The sequence below is a fragment of the Nocardia coubleae NBRC 108252 genome (assembly GCF_001612805.1).
Lineage (GTDB): Bacteria > Actinomycetota > Actinomycetes > Mycobacteriales > Mycobacteriaceae > Nocardia > Nocardia coubleae.
Genome location: NZ_BDBD01000025.1, coordinates 70,769 through 86,327, shown reverse-complemented (window position 1 = coordinate 86,327; position 15,559 = coordinate 70,769). Strand labels below are relative to the sequence as shown.

Sequence of the window (15,559 nt, the reverse complement as noted above, 5' to 3'; positions counted from 1 at the left end):
CGGTGGACGCACCGGGCGGTGTGGAATACCTGGGCCGCCCGAGTCAGCCGTGACGAGCGAGCGGCGCTTCCGGTGCGACGAGGGGACGCTGCTTCCAGCGCAGCCGCCCGGTGCGACGCAGACGGTGCGAGCGGGCCCACAGGGTGAGGTAGTAGCCGACGGACACCGGATGGGCCAGTGCCGAGCCGAGGTCGGCGCCGATGGGTGGGCGCCGGGTTTCGACGGCTCGGGCCGTGAGCCGACCGGTGACGGCGGCGAGGTAGCCGAGCAGACCCGCCCGGCGCACCCGGCCACGACCGACGAGAACCGCCAGCGGCGGAATCCAATAGGCAAGGGCGGCAAGGACACCGATGGCCGCACCGGTGTCGACCCGGCCGCCGTAGGCCGACCACAACCAGCGGGTATAGCCGCCGGCGAGGTCGTCGGCGCCGGTGTACATGCGGGTGCGGGCGGCGGGCCCGGCGGTGACGAGCGCGGTCCGATGGCCCGCCCGGCGCAGCGCCCGCGCCAGATCGAGATCCTCGGTGGCACTGGCCGCCACACCGGCGTGACCCCCACCCGCCCGGTACGCCGCGGCGTCGACGGCGAGGAACTGCCCGCACGCCACCGCCGTCGACGGCCGCAAGCTGTGATTGGCCGGGCCCACCGGGAGCGTCGACGCCCACGACCAGGCCAGCAGCGGCTGAACCAGCTGCTCGGCGACCGAACCCGAATCCTGCGTCGGCCACGCCGACACCAGACCCGCGCCGCGCTTGCGCAATTCGGTCACCGCGGCGGCGATCGCCTGCGGTTGCAGGCGCACATCGGCATCGACGAAGACCAGTGCCGCCGCATCGGTCCTGGCGGCCAGCCGCGCACAGGCGGCGGCCTTCCCGGTCCATCCCGGCGCCGGGTGGGCGGCCGAGCGGAGCACGGTGAATCGTTCGTCGCCGCCGATCGCGGCGAGCGCGGCCTCGTAGGTGCCGTCGGTGGAGGCGTCGTCGAGGATCAGCACTCGCAGCCGCGGCACCCCGGTCTGGGCGCGCAGGTCGGCGATGAGGTCGGGCAGCCGCTGGGCTTCGTCACGGGCGGGCACGCACACGGTGACCGGTTCGATCACCCCCGACACCTGCCGGGGCAGGGTGCGCAGGGTGGCGAGGTTGTAGGCGGCGGTGCCGGCGCCGATCGCGGCGAGACCGGTGCCCGCCCAGGTCAGGTAGCGTCCCGCCGCGCCCATGTCAGCGGCCTAGCCTGCGCTGGGTGATCTCGCGCCACATCTCCGACGGCGAGAAGTTGGGGCGCGGCGCGTTCGGCGGGCGCGGGTTGCGATCGCGGTAGGCGAGACCGGCGATCATCGCGGCCACGGCCAGGGTGATGCCGCCCATGATGCCTGCCCAGCCGGCAAACGAACGGGTGTTGGGGTCGGCGTATTTGACCTCGGCACGCAGGGTCGAGGACTCACCGGCGGGCAGCTTCCACGACACGGTGTTGTCGCCCTCGCGGGTGCCGTTGGTCTTGGCGACACGCGACGGGAACGCGATGGAGAACTGCACGTCCGACCCGTGCGGCGGCACCGACTCGAGGTCGACGCGGCCGGTGAGGCTCACCAGGTCGCCGTTGCGTTTGAACTCGAGGGTGAACATGCCCTGGGTCTGATCCGACAGGCTGCCGAGCTGGCTGACCTCACCGAAGGTCAGGTCGTCGAAGAACACCTGCGTGCCGACGTAACCGTCCTGGTTGTACGGGTCGACGCGCACCTTGGCGGCCAGCGATTCGGGCGCCTTGAGCTGCGGGCCCTTGTCGTCGGGGCCCTGCGGGGCCACGGCGGCGACGATCCGTCCCGATACCCGGTCGTTGGACGACACCCCCATCGACACCTGCACCCGCAGGCATCCGGTCAGCGCGGGCACCAGCAGGGCCAGCAGAACGGCGACCGCCGCGACGCGCCGGGCGGGCCCGGAACGGCGCGAGGGGGAAGGCATGTCGGCGACGAGACTCGGCTGCACGGTTGACATCGTGCCAGGCTCGGGCCGCAGAACCCACACGACGGGCCCAACCACCTCCCGCCACCCGCCGCGATCAGGGATTTCGCCACCGTGCGGCAGCCTGTCGAGCCAACGGGATTCCGAGCAGTCCCATCCCGGCGAAACCCCAGGCCGCCGATGCGGGAAGGCCGAGGAACACCGCGTGCGCGAGGGCCGAACCGAGCCAGGTCCACGCGAACACCGCGACCGGCACCGCCACCGACGGATCGTGGGCGCGGGGGAGCAGCCGGTCGAGTGCGGTGAGCAGCACCGCCATCAGCGACGCGACGAGCATCCAGCCCAGATAGTTGGTGTAGGGGATCTGCGCCAGCCCCGGCAGACCGGCGTCGGTGACCGACCACGTCCACTGCCCGTCGGCGACCATCTGCGGATCGAGAAACAGATCCCATCCCACCGCCCCGACAACGAGCAGTGCGGCACGTATGACGCCGGCCCGCCCGCCGATCCAGTGCACCCAGGCGGCCCCTCCCGCGCCGTGGCCACCGGTTCTTGCCGCATCGATCCCCGCGAGCAGACCCGCGACGACCCAGATCGGATACAGCCCACCGGTCCACGCCAGTGGCACCACCAGCGGCACATCGGCAAGTGCCGGCCCCAGCCGATCCGTCGCATAGGCATAGGCGCCGTAGGGCACCCCGGTCGCCGTACCCACGATCTCGGAGGCGAGCCCGATCCCGGAGACGATCACGAAAAAACCTGTTGCCCAACGCCACCCGCGAGTCGTCACCGCATGCAGCAGGGCCGTCGTCACCGACAACACCACCACGGCCACCGTGATCCGATCGCGCAGCGTCCCCTCGCTGAGCGGATAGGTGATCTGCGCGAGCACGAGCACCATCGCGGCGCCCGCCGGGATCGTCCGCGGACGATGGGCACCGACCCAGCTGCGGGCGGTGGCGGCGATGCGGCTGACCGCGCGGCCGGTATTCACGACGTCAGCCGACCGGTCGTCGCACCACACGACATGTGCGAGCACCCGGCCGGCGCACCCGGTGCCGAATCGAGCGCGGTCATCGCTTGCGCGGGAAGGGGAATCGGCGGGTGCGCCGGTCGCCGAGCACGAGGTGAGCCGCACTGCGTCCACTGGCGCCGGACACCCCGCCGCCGGGGTGGGTCGACGCGCCCGTGAGGTACAGGCCGGGCGCGCCGGGTACCCGCTGACCCGACAGCTCCGGCAGCGGTCGCCACAGCATCATCTGGTCAAGAGACATCTCCACGTGCATGACATTGCCGCCGCGCAGGCCCATCTCCCGTTCCAGGTCCACCGGAGTCTGGACGAACCGCTGCACCACCGAATCGGCGAAACCCGGTGCGTACCTGTCGACTTCGGCGATGATCCGGTCGGCCTCCCGCCCGGCGTGCGACGACCAGTCGCTGCCGTCGGCGAGTTCGTAGGGATGCCACTGCGCCCACAGCGAGAGCTGGTGCTTGCCGGGCGGGGCGATGGTCGGGTCCAGCGCGCTGAAACTCATCGCCAGCACCACCGGGCGCGGCGGCAGCTCACCGGCCGAGGCCGCGCCGTGCGCGGCCCGCAACTGCCTGCGATCCGATACGAGGAACTGCAGACCGTGTGCGGACTCCGCCGCCGATGCACCGGGGTAGGACGGCAGCCGGTCGGTGGCCAGGCGCACCACCATGCCGATGCCGGGACCGACCCGGATGCGGCGCTCCCAGTCGTCGAGCACCGCTTCGTCGAAACCGCCCGCGCGCAACAGGTCGAGGGTGGCGAGGATGTGCGAGCCCGCTATCACGGTGTCGGCGCGCAGCTCACGCTCCGATTCCGTGCGCACCTGCCACCCGCGCCCCGACCGCCGCAGCTCCGTGACGGCATCACCGGTGTGGACCTCACCGCCGTCGGCGCGCAGCCGCGCGATCAGCGCCGCGCTGAGCGCCCCACTTCCCCCCACGGCCCGCCCCGGCGGCAAGGTGTGCATGAGCGCGGCGAAACCGGCCATCGGCGCGGTCCCCGGTTCCGACATCGGCGGACCCGACTGCGCACCGAACCACGCCAGCGACGCCTTGAGCCGTTCGTCGTCGAACCAGTAGTCCAGCAGCGCGTCGCCGGTCTGCAGAAACTCCCGCGACAGCGCCGACCCGCCGTCGCGCGCGTCCAGCCCCCAGAACGCGCGAACCAGCCTCCCCGGCGTCGGCGGACCACCGAACGCCCGCATCACCCGCGCGCTTCGCTCACCCCACACCGCGACGAAACGCCGGTAGGCCGCGGCGTCTTTCGCCCCGCACGCCGCCGCGATCGACGCGCAGGTGGCGTCGAGATCACGGCGGAATACGATCGGTGGGCGTACACCGTCGGACGGCGTGAATCCCCACGGATCACAGTCGAGGTAGCGCAACCCGAACCGCTCGAGCTCGAGTTCCTCGATGATCCCGGTGTGCCGGACCATGATGTGCGCCGAGGAACCGCGATCCACAAGATGGCCGGGGAACCGTTCGACCGTCGACACCGCCCCGCCGGGCACCGTGTCCCGTTCGAGCACCTGGACCCGCTGCCCGGCCCGCGCCAGATAGCAGGCCGCGACCAGCGCGTTGTGCCCCGATCCGACGACGACCGTTGTCTCGCTCCGGCTCACGCCCGTTCGCCCGCCGGTGGCATCGGCAGCCTGCGGCCGAGGATCGCGAACGGCCGGGTATCCCCCGCGAAGACGAAATTGCGGATCACATCGGTGAATCCCGCGCGCCGGTACAACCGCCAGGCCCGGTTGTCCTCCTCGGGAACCTCCGGCGTCGACAGCAGCACCGCCGCCTCGGGGCGGTCGGCGAGCAACCGCTCGAGCAGCGTCGCCCCGATCCCGCGACCCTGTGCGGCCGGGTGCACGTGCAGCTCGGTGAGCTCGAAGTAGTCGGCGAGCAGCTCGCGCGCGGCCGCCTCCGGCCAGCCGCACCGGCGCATCCCGGTGTGTACCTGCTGATGCCACCACTGCCGCGGCGCGCCGCTGTATCCGTAGGCGATGGCGAGCAGCGGGGCGGTGCGCAGGTCGACCCCGCCCGCGTCGTCGGGCAGCACGGCGGCCACCGCCCGCCAGCCCGCCCGGGTGGTGTGCTCGTTCCACATCGGGGCACGGTGATGTTCGGTGCCGCGCGGATAGTCCATCGCGGCCACATACACCGAGAGGGCGTCGTGCAGGCGGGCCCGCAGGGCGGCGACGCTCAGGTCGACGACCACAGGTGCTGGAGTGTGGTGATTGGGCTTGACGGCTGTCATCGCTCTCGTCGGAACTTGTCGGTGGGTGTCCCTATATTCAATCTCAATTCAAACGTTCGAATGGTTGTTCGATCTGTGCGAGGGGCGAAAGGGGCAGCAGATGCCTGGTCACAACGATGGTCGAGCGCATGCGGGCCACGACGGCCGCGCCGGCGGGCTGCTACGACAGGCCGATGCGCTGCTCACCGACTCGGCCTGGGAGCACGAGCCGGGGGAGCGGTTCCGCACCGCCTATCTGGCCGCGCTGCGTGGCGCCGGTGCGATGATCGCGCTCACCGGCGCCGATCGCGCGCCGCGGGCTCGTTCGCGCAGCGCCTGGGTATTACTGAGACGCGCCACGCCGGAGTTCGCGATGTGGGCCGACTACTTCGAGGCGCACTCGCCGCTGCGGGCCGCCCTGGAGGCCGGATTGGACCGCACGATCACCGACACACAAGCCGACGAGTTCTGTTCGCGGGTGGGCGCGTTCCTCTACGACGTCGACGATGCGCTGGTCGCCGCCGCCAAGACACGCCCGCAGCCGAGTCGCGACCGGGACATGACCGCTTAGTTATCACCGAGTAGGTGGTACGGCCTCGATCGAACTCGTATCATGGGGAGCAGATAGCCGCCAAGGTCGGCTACCCGTCGCCTACCCGGAGGCGACCAGCCACGCCTAGTGCCGGGGGAGGTACCGTGCCACTCTCCGAGCACGAGCAGCGCATGCTCGAACAGATCGAGAGCGCTCTCTATGCTGAGGACCCGAAGTTCGCCTCGTCCGTCCGCGGCGGACGACTTCGCTCCACGTCGAGTCGACGCAGGCTCCAAGCTGCGGCGTTGTTCGCCGTCGGCCTGTTCCTGCTCGTCGCCGGCATCGCCGCCCCGTTCAAGCCGGGCGGGTTCCCGATCATCAGTCTCGTGGGCTTCATCGCCATGTTCGGCGCCGGTGTCCTCCTGATGATCGGCAGCTCGCGTCGGCCGGGTGCGGCAGACGCCCCCGGTGAACCGTCGGCGGGCGCGAGCCCGTCGGGCGGGCGCGGTGGCCCGCGGCCGCGCAAGTCGGGCGGCTTCTCGGAGCGGATGGAAGACCGATTCCGCCGCAGATTCGAGCAGGAGTAGCCCTGCTCCGACCGTGAGGTCGAGCACAACGGCATAGCAAGCGGTGTCGCACCCGGTCGCGGGTGCGGCACCGCTTTCGCATGCCCGCGTCCGGGTCGGCCCGGATCGCACTCGCAGGGCGGTTCCCCCACCTTCCCCACCATCCCCCACCAGGGCAGTCTCGTACGCCGTCGAACGACGGGTCCGCCGGTGGCACCTGGGAAGTTTGCTGAACGTTGTCGGAACCGGGGATTGCCGACCCGCGCGGGTTGTCCTAACACGCGATAATCCCGAATCTCATTGATAGCTGACATGACCTGCGGAATTGTGTTGGCGGGGAGCAGGATCACCCAGGGTTTCGATTGAAAGTGGGGGAAAGTGGGGTAATGTGGGTCGCGCACTACAGGAGAGGCCGTACGGCCAGGTGATCCAGTAGGGAGGTGGCCGGGAATGTTTCTCGGTACCTACACCCCCCGATTGGACGACAAAGGGCGACTGACGTTGCCTGCGAAGTTCCGAGACGATCTGGCGGGAGGGTTGATGGTCACGAAGGGTCAAGACCACAGCCTTGCCGTGTATCCGAAAGAAGAGTTCACCGCGCTCGCCCGGCGGGCCGCGGCGGCGTCTCGAAGCAACCCGCAGGCAAGGGCTTTCGTCCGGGCACTGGCGGCCGGAACCGACGAGCAGCGTCCGGACGCACAGGGCCGGATCACGTTGTCGCCGGACCACAAACGCTATGCCGGACTCACCCGGGATTGCGTGGTGATCGGTTCGGTCGACTTCCTCGAGATATGGGACAAGCAGGCGTGGGAGTCCTACCTCGCCGAGCACGAGGAGGACTACGCGCAAGCCAGAGACGAGTCGCTGGGCGGGATCTTCTGACCCCGCAGCACGCGAGTGCTGCGAGGCCTCTGCCCGGGCGTGGACCCTGACGTACTTCCCCGACGCCAGGTGCCGCGCCCCGGTCAGAGACCTCGACGCATTCGCACTCATCCGAGTAAGCAACTCATTCCAAAAGCACTGTGTGGCAAGGCGACCCGTCTGCGACGCGAGGCAGTATCCCGGGAGGTCGAGGTGAACCATGACACCGAGAACCCCCGTCATGTGCCAGTGCTGCTCGAGCGTGCCGACGACCTGCTCGGTCCGGCACTCGACGAGCCGGGCGCGGTCTACCTCGACGCGACCCTCGGCCTCGGCGGGCACGCCGAACACTTCCTGCGCACCTACCCGAACGCGCGGCTGGTCGGACTCGACCGCGACACCAACGCGCTGAAACTGGCCGGCGAGCGCCTTGCGCCCTACGCCGACCGGATCACGCTGGTGCACACCCGCTACGACGGCATCCCCCAGGCGCTCGCCGAGGCGGGACTGGCCGAAACCGGTTCGGTGTCAGCGATTCTCATGGATCTCGGCGTGTCATCGATGCAGCTGGACGAGGCCGACCGCGGCTTCGCCTACTCCGTCGACGCGCCGCTGGACATGCGGATGGACCCCACCACCGGCATCACCGCCGCCGACGTACTCAACACCTACAGCCACGGCGACCTGGCCCGGGTGCTGAAAACCTATGGCGACGAACGGTTCGCGGGCAAGATCGCCTCGGAGGTGTTGCGCCGCCGCGCCGTCAAGCCGTTCAGCACCAGCGCCGAACTGGTCGAGGTGCTCTACGCCACCATCCCGGCCGCCGCACGGCGCACCGGCGGGCATCCCGCCAAGCGCACGTTCCAGGCGCTGCGGGTGGAGGTCAACGGAGAACTCGACTCGCTGCGGGCCGCGCTGCCCGCGGCGCTCGACGCGCTGCGCGTGGGCGGGCGGATCTGCGTGATGTCGTACCAGTCGCTCGAAGACCGGCTGGTGAAGCAGGAATTCGCGCCACGGATCGTGTCCCGGTCCCCGATGGACCTGCCGGTCGAACTGCCCGGCATGGGACCGGAGTTCAGGATGCTCACCCGCGGCGCGGAAAAGGCGACCGAGTCCGAGATCGAGGCCAACCCGAGGTCCGCTCCGGTGCGGATGCGTGCGGCCGAACGGATCACGGAGAGGTCAGGGAGGACACAGGAGGGGACACGATGAGCGTGCGGACGAGCACCGTTGCCGTGCCGGGGCGTACCGCCCGGCGCGTGCAGGCGGCCGAACGAGTGAAGTCCGGTGCCGCGCAGCGGGCCTACGCGCGCAAACGCACCCGCCAGCAGCTGCTCGACGGGATATCGCTGCCCGATCGGTCCTCGACCATGGCCGGGCGCATCCCGTTCGTCACCGCGATCATCGGCATGCTCGGTTGCGGTCTCGCGCTCACCCTGCTGCTCACCACCCGTGCCGCCGAGGACAGCTACCTGCTCGGCGACATGCGCGCGGACAACCGAACGCTCGCCGACGAGCGGGCCGCACTGCAGCGCGAGGTCGCGGCCGCCGACTCGGCTCCCGAACTGGCCGCGCGCGCACGGGAACTCGGCATGATCCCGGCCAAGGATCCGGCGCGTCTGGTGATCGGTCCCGGCGGGGAAGTGACCGTGATCGGCACACCGACGCCCGCCCAGGGTGCACCCGCGCCGCCGTTGAACGGGCCGCCGACGACCACACAGAACCCGGCGCCGGGTCACCAGGCGCAGGGCGAACGGGTGGTCCCGGTGCAGCCGGGCACCCCGGCCACCGACCCCGCCGCTCCGAACAACACTCCGCCCGCCGTGCTCGCGGCACCGGGTGGCCAGGCCGGAGCGGCGAACGCGCCCGTGGTTGATCCGTCGCAGGCCCAGCCCGAATCACCGCAGGATGTACCGGGTTCGCCGCAGGCACAGGTCCCGCCCGCCGGCGAGGGCGCTCCCGTGGCACCGTCGGAGTCGCCGGTTCAGGCACCGGCACCCCAACTGGTCCCCGATCGGGTGGAGGTAGCCGCGGCCCCGGCCGACACGCCGCCCCCGGCACCGGATGTCGCGCCGTTACCGGACGCGGGCCCGCCGAGCGAGACGCCGCAGATCGTCGCTCCCGAGGCAGGCCGATGAGGCAGAGCGGGCCCGCGTCGCGACAGCGACGCGGGCCGGTCTCGTCGAGGGCCCGGCGCAGCGGGTCGCTCTCGCCGGACCGGCCGATCCGGCTGCGCCTGGGCGTCGGCCGGGTCACCATGCTGGCCACCCTCGCCGTGGTCGCGCTGCAACTGCTCTACATCCAGAGCATCGCCGCACCGGGACTCTCCGCGCAGGCCGCCTCGCAGCGCACGACCAAGGAGACCGAGGCCGCCGTGCGCGGCCCGATCACCGACCGCTACGGCAACCCGCTGGCCTTCACCATCACCGCGAAAGCGCTGACGTTCCAACCGGTCCGGGTGCGCCAGCAGCTCGCCGACGCGAAGAAGACCAAGGAGAACGCGCCCGACCCCGAGCAGCGCCTGAAGGACATCGCGAAGTTCGTGCACGACAAGCTCGGCGCGAGCGGCCCGAAAGAGGAAGAGCTGCTCGACAAGCTGCGCAGCGACAAGCCCTTCCACTATCTGGCCCGCAATGTCGATCCCCGGATCGCCTCCGAGATCACCACCAAGTTCCCCGAGGTCGGTTCCGAACGTCAGGACCTGCGCGAATATCCCGGCGGGGCGCTGGCGGCCAATGTGGTCGGTGCGACCGGCTGGGACGGGCACGGTCAGATCGGCCTCGAATCGGCACTCGACTCGGTACTCGCGGGCACCGACGGTTCCCGCACCTACGATCGTGGCTCCGACGGTGCGGTGATCCCCGGCAGCTACCGCGACCAGCAGCCCGCGGTGAACGGGCACGGCGTGGAGCTCACCCTCGACGAGGACATGCAGTACTTCGTGCAGCAGCAGGTGCAGCAGGCCAAACAGCTCTCCGGTGCGGCCTCCGCCTCGGCGGTCGTGCTCGACGCCAAGACCGGCCAGGTGCTGGCCATGGCCAACGACAACACCTTCAATCCCGCACTGGGACCCCAGCACTGGGCCTCGGCGAACATGAGCAACCCGTCGGTGTCGGAGCCCTTCGAACCCGGCTCGGTGAACAAGATCGTCACCGCCGCCGCCGCGCTCGAATACGGGCTCACCAACCCCGACGAAGTACTGCAGGTGCCCGGTTCGATCCGGATGTCGGGCGTCACCGTCAACGACGCCTGGCAACACGACGTGGCGCCCTACACCACCACGGGCATCTTCGGGAAGTCGTCCAATGTCGGCACCCTCATGCTCGCGCAACGGGTGGGGGAGGACCGCTTCGCCGATATGATCGACCGCTTCGGTCTCGGCAAGCGCACCGGCATCGGCCTGCCCGGCGAGAGCCCGGGGCAGGTGCCCGCCCGCGACCAGTGGTCCGGCGGCACCTTCGCCAATCTGCCCATCGGCCAGGGCCTTTCGATGACGACGTTGCAGATGACCGGCATGTACCAGGCCATCGCCAACGACGGCCTGCGCATCCCGCCGCGCATCGTGAAGGCCAGGATCGCACCCGACGGCACCCGCACCGAGGAACTGCAGCCCGAGCCCGTGCGAGTGGTCAGCCCGCAGACCGCCGCCACCTTGCGCACGGTTTTCCAGGCGACCGTGCAGAAGGACCCGATGGGGGTGCAGATGGGGACCGGGCCGCAGGCCGCCGTGGAGGGCTACCAGGTGGCGGGCAAGACCGGCACCGCGCAGAAGGTCGACCCGGCGTGCCGCTGCTATTCGACCTCGTCGTTCTACATCACCTTCGCCGGGATGGCGCCCGCCGACAACCCGCGCTACGTGATCGGCATGATGCTCGACGCGCCGGTACGCAGCTCCGACGGCTCCGGTGGCGGGTCGGCCGCGCCGCTGTTCCACACCATTGCTTCCTGGGCGTTGCAGCGCGACCGGGTGCCGCCGTCGCCGGAGCCTAGGCCGCTGGTGCTGGAGGCCGGGCTCTGACGGTAACCTGACTCGTCGTCTTGCCCACGCGCTCGATCACTCTCAGAGAGGAGCCTTGTGCCCGCGCAGTCCAGCCCGCACGCGCTCCGGCCGAACACCCCGCCGTCGACGCCGCTGCAGGCCCTGCTGGAGCTCACCGGCGCCACCACACTCACCCCGGTACCGGCCGAGGTGACCGTCACCGGCATCGAGCAACGATCCAACGCCGTCCGCCCCGGTGACCTGTTCACCGGCCTGCCCGGCGCCACCTCGCACGGCGCCCGTTTCGCCGCCGACGCCGTCGCGCGCGGTGCGGTCGCGGTGTTCACCGACGCGGCCGGTGCCGAACTGATCGGCGAGGTGGCGGTGCCCGTGCTGGTGCGTGATGACCCGCGTGCCGTGCTCGGCGAGCTGTCCGCCGAGATCTACGGTCACCCCAGCGATCGCCTGCGCATCGTCGGCATCACCGGCACCTCCGGCAAGACCACCACGTCGTACCTGGTGGAGGCGGGTCTGGTCGCGGCGGGCCTGTCGACCGGCCTGATCGGCACCATCGAAACCCGCATCGGCGGGCAGCGGGTGCCGAGCGCGCTCACCACTCCCGAGGCGCCGCAGCTGCACGCGATGTTCGCGGCCATGGTCGAGCAGGGTGTGCAGGCGGTGGTCATGGAGGTGTCGAGCCACGCGCTGGCCCTCGGCCGGGTCGACGGTGTGCGCTTCGCCGTCGGCGCGTTCACCAACCTCTCCCAGGACCACCTCGACTTCCACAAGGACTTCGAGGACTACTTCGCCGCGAAACGCCGCCTGTTCGAACCGGACTCGCCCATCGCCGCGCGCACCTCGGTGATCTGCGTGGACGACGAGTGGGGCAGACGCCTTGCCGCGGACCTCCCGGCCCCGATCACGGTCTCGACCGGTGACCCCGCGAACACCTCCCGGAGCCGCACGGTCGGCAGCTCTGATCGCGCGGCGGGCATCGACTCCGAGCAGCCCGGGCGCACCGGCGCATCCGGCGAGGCAGGTGCGGGGGCACCCGCCCACGCCGCGTCGACCGGTGCGGACTGGCAGGTTGTCGGTGAGGTGAAAACCACCGGCGGCGAACAGGAGTTCACCGCGGTCGGCCCGAGCGGCGAGCTGACCGTCCGCTTGCGCCTGCCGGGCCGCTACAACGTCGCCAACGCCCTGCTCGCGGTAGCCACCTGCGCGGCCGCCGGGGTCGATCCGGCGATCGCCGCGCCCGCGCTGGCCACCGTCGACGTGCCGGGACGCATGCAGCGCGTCGAACGCGGACAGGACTTCCTCGCCGTCGTCGACTACGCGCACAAACCCGCCGCGATCGAATCGGTGGTCGCCACCCTGCGCGCGCACCTCACCGACGCGGGCCGCGGCAGGCTCGCGGTGGTCGTCGGCGCGGGCGGCGACCGGGACGCGGCCAAACGCCCGCTCATGGGCGCGGCGGCGGCACGCGGTGCCGACCTGGTGATCGTCACCGACGACAATCCACGCACCGAGGACCCGGCGGCCATCCGCGCCGCCGTGGTCGCCGGTGCGCACGAACTCCCGGCCACCGACCGCGGCGAGATCCGCGAGATCGGTGACCGCGCGGCGGCCATCGCCGCCGCACTCGCCTGGGCGCGTTCCGGCGACGTGGTGCTCATCGCGGGCAAGGGCCACGAGGCGGGTCAGGAGATCCAGGGCGTCAAGCATCCCTTCGACGACCGTGAGGTCCTCGCCGCGGAGCTGGATTCTCTACTGGCACAACACAGTCCGCACACGGACTCGGAGGACTTGACGGTTTCATGATCGAGATGACACTGCGGGAGATCGCGGACGTCGTCGGCGGCGAGCTGCACGACGTACCCGACCCCGAGGCACTGGTGACCGGGTCGGTCGAATTCGATTCGCGCCGAATCGGTCCCGGTGATCTGTTCCTCGCACTACCCGGCGCCAACTCCGACGGACACGACTACGCGGCCAACGCGGTCGAGGCCGGAGCTGTCGCCGTGCTGGCGGCACGCCCGGTCGGCGTGCCCGCCATCGTCGTCGCGCCGGACGCGGGCACCGTGCCCGCCACCTCGGTGGCCCTGAGCCACGACGGCGACGGCTCCGGTGCCGCCGTGCTCGCGGCCCTGGCCGAACTGGCACGCGTGAGCACCGAGCGGCTGGCCGAGCGCACCGGTCTCACCGTCGTCGGTGTCACCGGGTCGTCGGGCAAGACCTCGACCAAGGACCTGCTGGCCGCCGTGCTCGCACCGCTGGGTCCCGTGGTCGCCCCGCCCGGTTCGTTCAACAACGAACTCGGCCACCCGTGGACGGCCCTGCGCGCCGACGCCGACACCAAGTTCCTCGCTCTCGAGATGTCGGCGCGCGGCGTCGGCCACATCGCCGCCCTGGCCCGCATCGCGCCGCCGCGCATCGGTGTGGTGCTCAATGTCGGCACCGCCCACCTCGGTGAGTTCGGCAGCCGCGAGGCCATCGCGCAGGCCAAGGGTGAACTGGTCGAAGCACTCCCGGCCGAGGGCCTGGCCGTGCTCAACGCCGACGACCCGAACGTCGCCGCCATGGCCTCGCGCACGAAAGCGCGCGTGGTGATGGTCGGCCTGTCCGGCGACGCCGATATCCGTGCCACCGATGTGACCACCGACGACCAGGCCCGCGCCCGCTTCACCCTGCACGCGGGTGGCGAATCGGTGCCGGTGCAGCTGGCCGTGCACGGTGAGCACCAGGTCGGCAACGCGCTCTCGGCCGCCGCCGTCGCCCTGGAATGCGGCGCCGACCTGGCGACCGTGGCCCAGGCGCTGTCCGGGGCGAGGGCCGCGTCGGTGCGCCGGATGGACGTGCGGACCACGCCCGACGGCATCACCGTCATCAACGACTCCTACAACGCCAACCCCGACTCGGTGCGGGCCGCGCTCAAGGCGCTGGTCACCCTCGCCAAGTCGGGCCCCGAACCGCGCCGCAGCTGGGCCGTGCTCGGGGAGATGGGCGAACTCGGCGACACCTCGGTCATCGAACACGACGCGATCGGACGGCTCGCCGTGCGCCTCGACGTCGACCGATTGATCGTGGTCGGCACCGGACGACCCTCCCGGGGAATGCACCAGGGAGCGGTGATGGAAGGCTCTTGGGGCGAGGAGTCGATCCTCGTACCCGATATCTCGGCGGCCATCGCGCTGCTCGACGACGAAATCGCCGCCGGCGATGTGGTACTGGTCAAGGCGTCGAAAGCGGTCGGTCTGTGGGCCGTCGCCGAACACCTGACCAGGGCAGGGGAAGGTAGCTCGGAGGCAGCTCGATGAGGCAGATTTTGTTCGCGGCGGGGATCGCGCTCGCGGTGTCGATCCTGTTGACGCCGTTTCTGATCCGGGTCTTCGCCAAACAGGGCTTCGGCCAGGAGATCCGGGTCGACGGCCCGGCCAGCCATCAGGCCAAACGCGGCACCCCGACGATGGGTGGCGTCGCCATCCTGATCGGTATGTGGGCCGGATACCTCGGTTCGCACCTGATCGGCCTCGGCTACGACGCCGAGGGTCCGACGGCCTCGGGCCTGCTCGTACTCGGGCTCACCACCGCACTCGGTGTGGTCGGCTTCCTCGACGACTTCATCAAGCTGCGCAAACAGCGCAACCTCGGGTTGTCGGCGGCCGGTAAGTACATCGGCCAGATCAGTGCCGCGGTGATCTTCGCGGTGCTGGTGCTGCAGTTCCGTGCCGACAACGGGCTCACCCCCGGCAGCAAGCACATCTCGTACGTGCGTGACTGGTCGACGGTGTCGATGGGCGCGCTGGTGTTCGTGATCATGGTGTGTCTGCTGGTCGTGGCCTGGTCCAACGCGGTCAACCTGACCGACGGTCTCGACGGTCTCGCCGCCGGATCGATGAGTCTGGTGCTCGGCGCCTACGTCATCATCACGTTCTGGCAGTACCGCAACGCCTGCGCCACCAGCCCCGGACCCGGGTGCTACAACGTGCGCGACCCCCTCGACCTCGCGCTGGTCTGCGCGGCGGCCGCCGCCGCCTGCATCGGCTTCCTGTGGTGGAACGCCGCGCCCGCCAAGATCTTCATGGGCGACACCGGATCGCTGGCCCTCGGCGGCATGCTGGCCGGTCTGTCCATCACCACCCGCACCGAGCTGCTGATGGTCGTCATCGGCGCGCTGTTCGTCGCCGAGGCGGCGTCGGTGGTGCTGCAGGTGGCGGTGTACCGCACCACCCGCAACCGATTGTTCAAGATGGCGCCGTTCCACCACCACTTCGAATTGAGCAAGTGGGCGGAGACTACGGTGATCATCCGGTTCTGGATCCTGGCAGGCATCGCGGCCGCCGTGGGTCTCGGACTGTTCTACAGCGAATACCTGTCCCAGGTCGGGTGAGAGCGGAA

The 15,559-nt window shown here is 70.6% G+C and carries 14 protein-coding genes; 9 read left to right on the top strand and 5 right to left on the bottom strand.

Going from position 1 to position 15,559, the window contains the following annotated elements; translation table 11 throughout:
• Positions 1-43: 43 nt before the first annotated feature.
• The 5 genes from NCO8_RS25560 to NCO8_RS25540 all read right to left on the bottom strand — a co-directional run bounded on the left by NCO8_RS25560 (position 44) and on the right by NCO8_RS25540 (position 5,244).
• Positions 44-1,216 (bottom strand): glycosyltransferase family 2 protein, encoded by a 1,173-nt coding sequence (locus tag NCO8_RS25560; protein ID WP_067642903.1) that lies wholly within the window; start codon positions 1,214-1,216, stop codon positions 44-46.
• A 1-nt stretch (position 1,217) separates the two neighbouring features.
• Positions 1,218-1,961 (bottom strand): LppM family (lipo)protein, encoded by a 744-nt coding sequence (locus tag NCO8_RS25555; RefSeq protein WP_067497557.1) that lies wholly within the window; start codon positions 1,959-1,961, stop codon positions 1,218-1,220.
• Between the two features lie 97 nt (positions 1,962-2,058).
• Entirely contained in the window at positions 2,059-2,862 is an 804-nt protein-coding gene (locus tag NCO8_RS25550; RefSeq protein WP_067643276.1) for a carotenoid biosynthesis protein, read from the bottom strand.
• A gap of 172 nt (positions 2,863-3,034) precedes the next feature.
• Positions 3,035-4,612: a phytoene desaturase family protein gene (locus NCO8_RS25545; protein ID WP_067642900.1), complete on the bottom strand. Its 1,578-nt coding sequence runs from the start codon at positions 4,610-4,612 to the stop codon at positions 3,035-3,037.
• Positions 4,609-5,244 (bottom strand): GNAT family N-acetyltransferase, encoded by a 636-nt coding sequence (locus NCO8_RS25540; protein ID WP_067642897.1) that lies wholly within the window; start codon positions 5,242-5,244, stop codon positions 4,609-4,611. Before NCO8_RS25540 ends, NCO8_RS25545 begins: the two co-directional genes overlap by 4 nt.
• A gap of 100 nt (positions 5,245-5,344) precedes the next feature.
• Between NCO8_RS25540 and NCO8_RS25535 the strand changes: the two genes are divergently transcribed.
• From NCO8_RS25535 to mraY, 9 genes are all read left to right on the top strand, one after another.
• Entirely contained in the window at positions 5,345-5,794 is a 450-nt protein-coding gene (locus NCO8_RS25535) for an SAV_6107 family HEPN domain-containing protein (RefSeq protein ID WP_067497449.1), read from the top strand.
• Positions 5,795-5,919: 125 nt separating this feature from the next.
• Positions 5,920-6,342 (top strand): SCO2097 family morphological protein, encoded by a 423-nt coding sequence (locus NCO8_RS25530; protein ID WP_067642894.1) that lies wholly within the window; start codon positions 5,920-5,922, stop codon positions 6,340-6,342.
• A 429-nt stretch (positions 6,343-6,771) separates the two neighbouring features.
• A complete protein-coding gene (mraZ, locus tag NCO8_RS25525) occupies positions 6,772-7,203 on the top strand; it encodes a division/cell wall cluster transcriptional repressor MraZ (RefSeq protein WP_067497455.1) in 432 nt (143 codons plus the stop codon).
• A 192-nt stretch (positions 7,204-7,395) separates the two neighbouring features.
• Complete coding sequence (rsmH, locus tag NCO8_RS25520) at positions 7,396-8,394, top strand: 16S rRNA (cytosine(1402)-N(4))-methyltransferase RsmH (protein WP_067642891.1); 999 nt, start codon at positions 7,396-7,398, stop codon at positions 8,392-8,394.
• On the top strand, positions 8,391-9,320 hold the full coding sequence (gene ftsL, locus NCO8_RS32615; protein WP_245655496.1) for a cell division protein FtsL: 930 nt from the start codon (positions 8,391-8,393) through the stop codon (positions 9,318-9,320). The genes rsmH and ftsL overlap by 4 nt, the downstream gene beginning before the upstream one ends.
• Entirely contained in the window at positions 9,317-11,200 is a 1,884-nt protein-coding gene (locus tag NCO8_RS25510) for a peptidoglycan D,D-transpeptidase FtsI family protein (RefSeq protein WP_067642888.1), read from the top strand. The genes ftsL and NCO8_RS25510 overlap by 4 nt, the downstream gene beginning before the upstream one ends.
• Before the next feature lie 57 nt (positions 11,201-11,257).
• Entirely contained in the window at positions 11,258-12,982 is a 1,725-nt protein-coding gene (locus tag NCO8_RS25505) for a UDP-N-acetylmuramoyl-L-alanyl-D-glutamate--2,6-diaminopimelate ligase (protein ID WP_084457469.1), read from the top strand.
• A complete protein-coding gene (locus NCO8_RS25500) occupies positions 12,979-14,478 on the top strand; it encodes a UDP-N-acetylmuramoyl-tripeptide--D-alanyl-D-alanine ligase (RefSeq protein ID WP_067642886.1) in 1,500 nt (499 codons plus the stop codon). Before NCO8_RS25505 ends, NCO8_RS25500 begins: the two co-directional genes overlap by 4 nt.
• Positions 14,475-15,551, top strand: coding sequence for a phospho-N-acetylmuramoyl-pentapeptide-transferase (gene mraY / locus NCO8_RS25495; protein ID WP_067497468.1), 1,077 nt, complete (start codon positions 14,475-14,477; stop codon positions 15,549-15,551). Before NCO8_RS25500 ends, mraY begins: the two co-directional genes overlap by 4 nt.
• Positions 15,552-15,559 lie beyond the last annotated feature (8 nt).

What these genes read in the sequence shown, in the direction of transcription:
- NCO8_RS25560 (WP_067642903.1), bottom strand. Translation starts at nt 1,216, where the DNA reads ATGGGCGCGGCGGGACGCTACCTGACCTGGGCGGGCACCGGTCTCGCC.
- NCO8_RS25555 (WP_067497557.1), bottom strand. Translation starts at nt 1,961, where the DNA reads ATGCCTTCCCCCTCGCGCCGTTCCGGGCCCGCCCGGCGCGTCGCGGCG.
- NCO8_RS25550 (WP_067643276.1), bottom strand. Translation starts at nt 2,862, where the DNA reads ATGGTGCTCGTGCTCGCGCAGATCACCTATCCGCTCAGCGAGGGGACG.
- NCO8_RS25540 (WP_067642897.1), bottom strand. Translation starts at nt 5,244, where the DNA reads ATGACAGCCGTCAAGCCCAATCACCACACTCCAGCACCTGTGGTCGTC.
- NCO8_RS25535 (WP_067497449.1), top strand. Translation starts at nt 5,345, where the DNA reads ATGCCTGGTCACAACGATGGTCGAGCGCATGCGGGCCACGACGGCCGC.
- mraZ (WP_067497455.1), top strand. Translation starts at nt 6,772, where the DNA reads ATGTTTCTCGGTACCTACACCCCCCGATTGGACGACAAAGGGCGACTG.
- ftsL (WP_245655496.1), top strand. Translation starts at nt 8,391, where the DNA reads ATGAGCGTGCGGACGAGCACCGTTGCCGTGCCGGGGCGTACCGCCCGG.
- NCO8_RS25510 (WP_067642888.1), top strand. Translation starts at nt 9,317, where the DNA reads ATGAGGCAGAGCGGGCCCGCGTCGCGACAGCGACGCGGGCCGGTCTCG.
- NCO8_RS25500 (WP_067642886.1), top strand. Translation starts at nt 12,979, where the DNA reads ATGATCGAGATGACACTGCGGGAGATCGCGGACGTCGTCGGCGGCGAG.
- mraY (WP_067497468.1), top strand. Translation starts at nt 14,475, where the DNA reads ATGAGGCAGATTTTGTTCGCGGCGGGGATCGCGCTCGCGGTGTCGATC.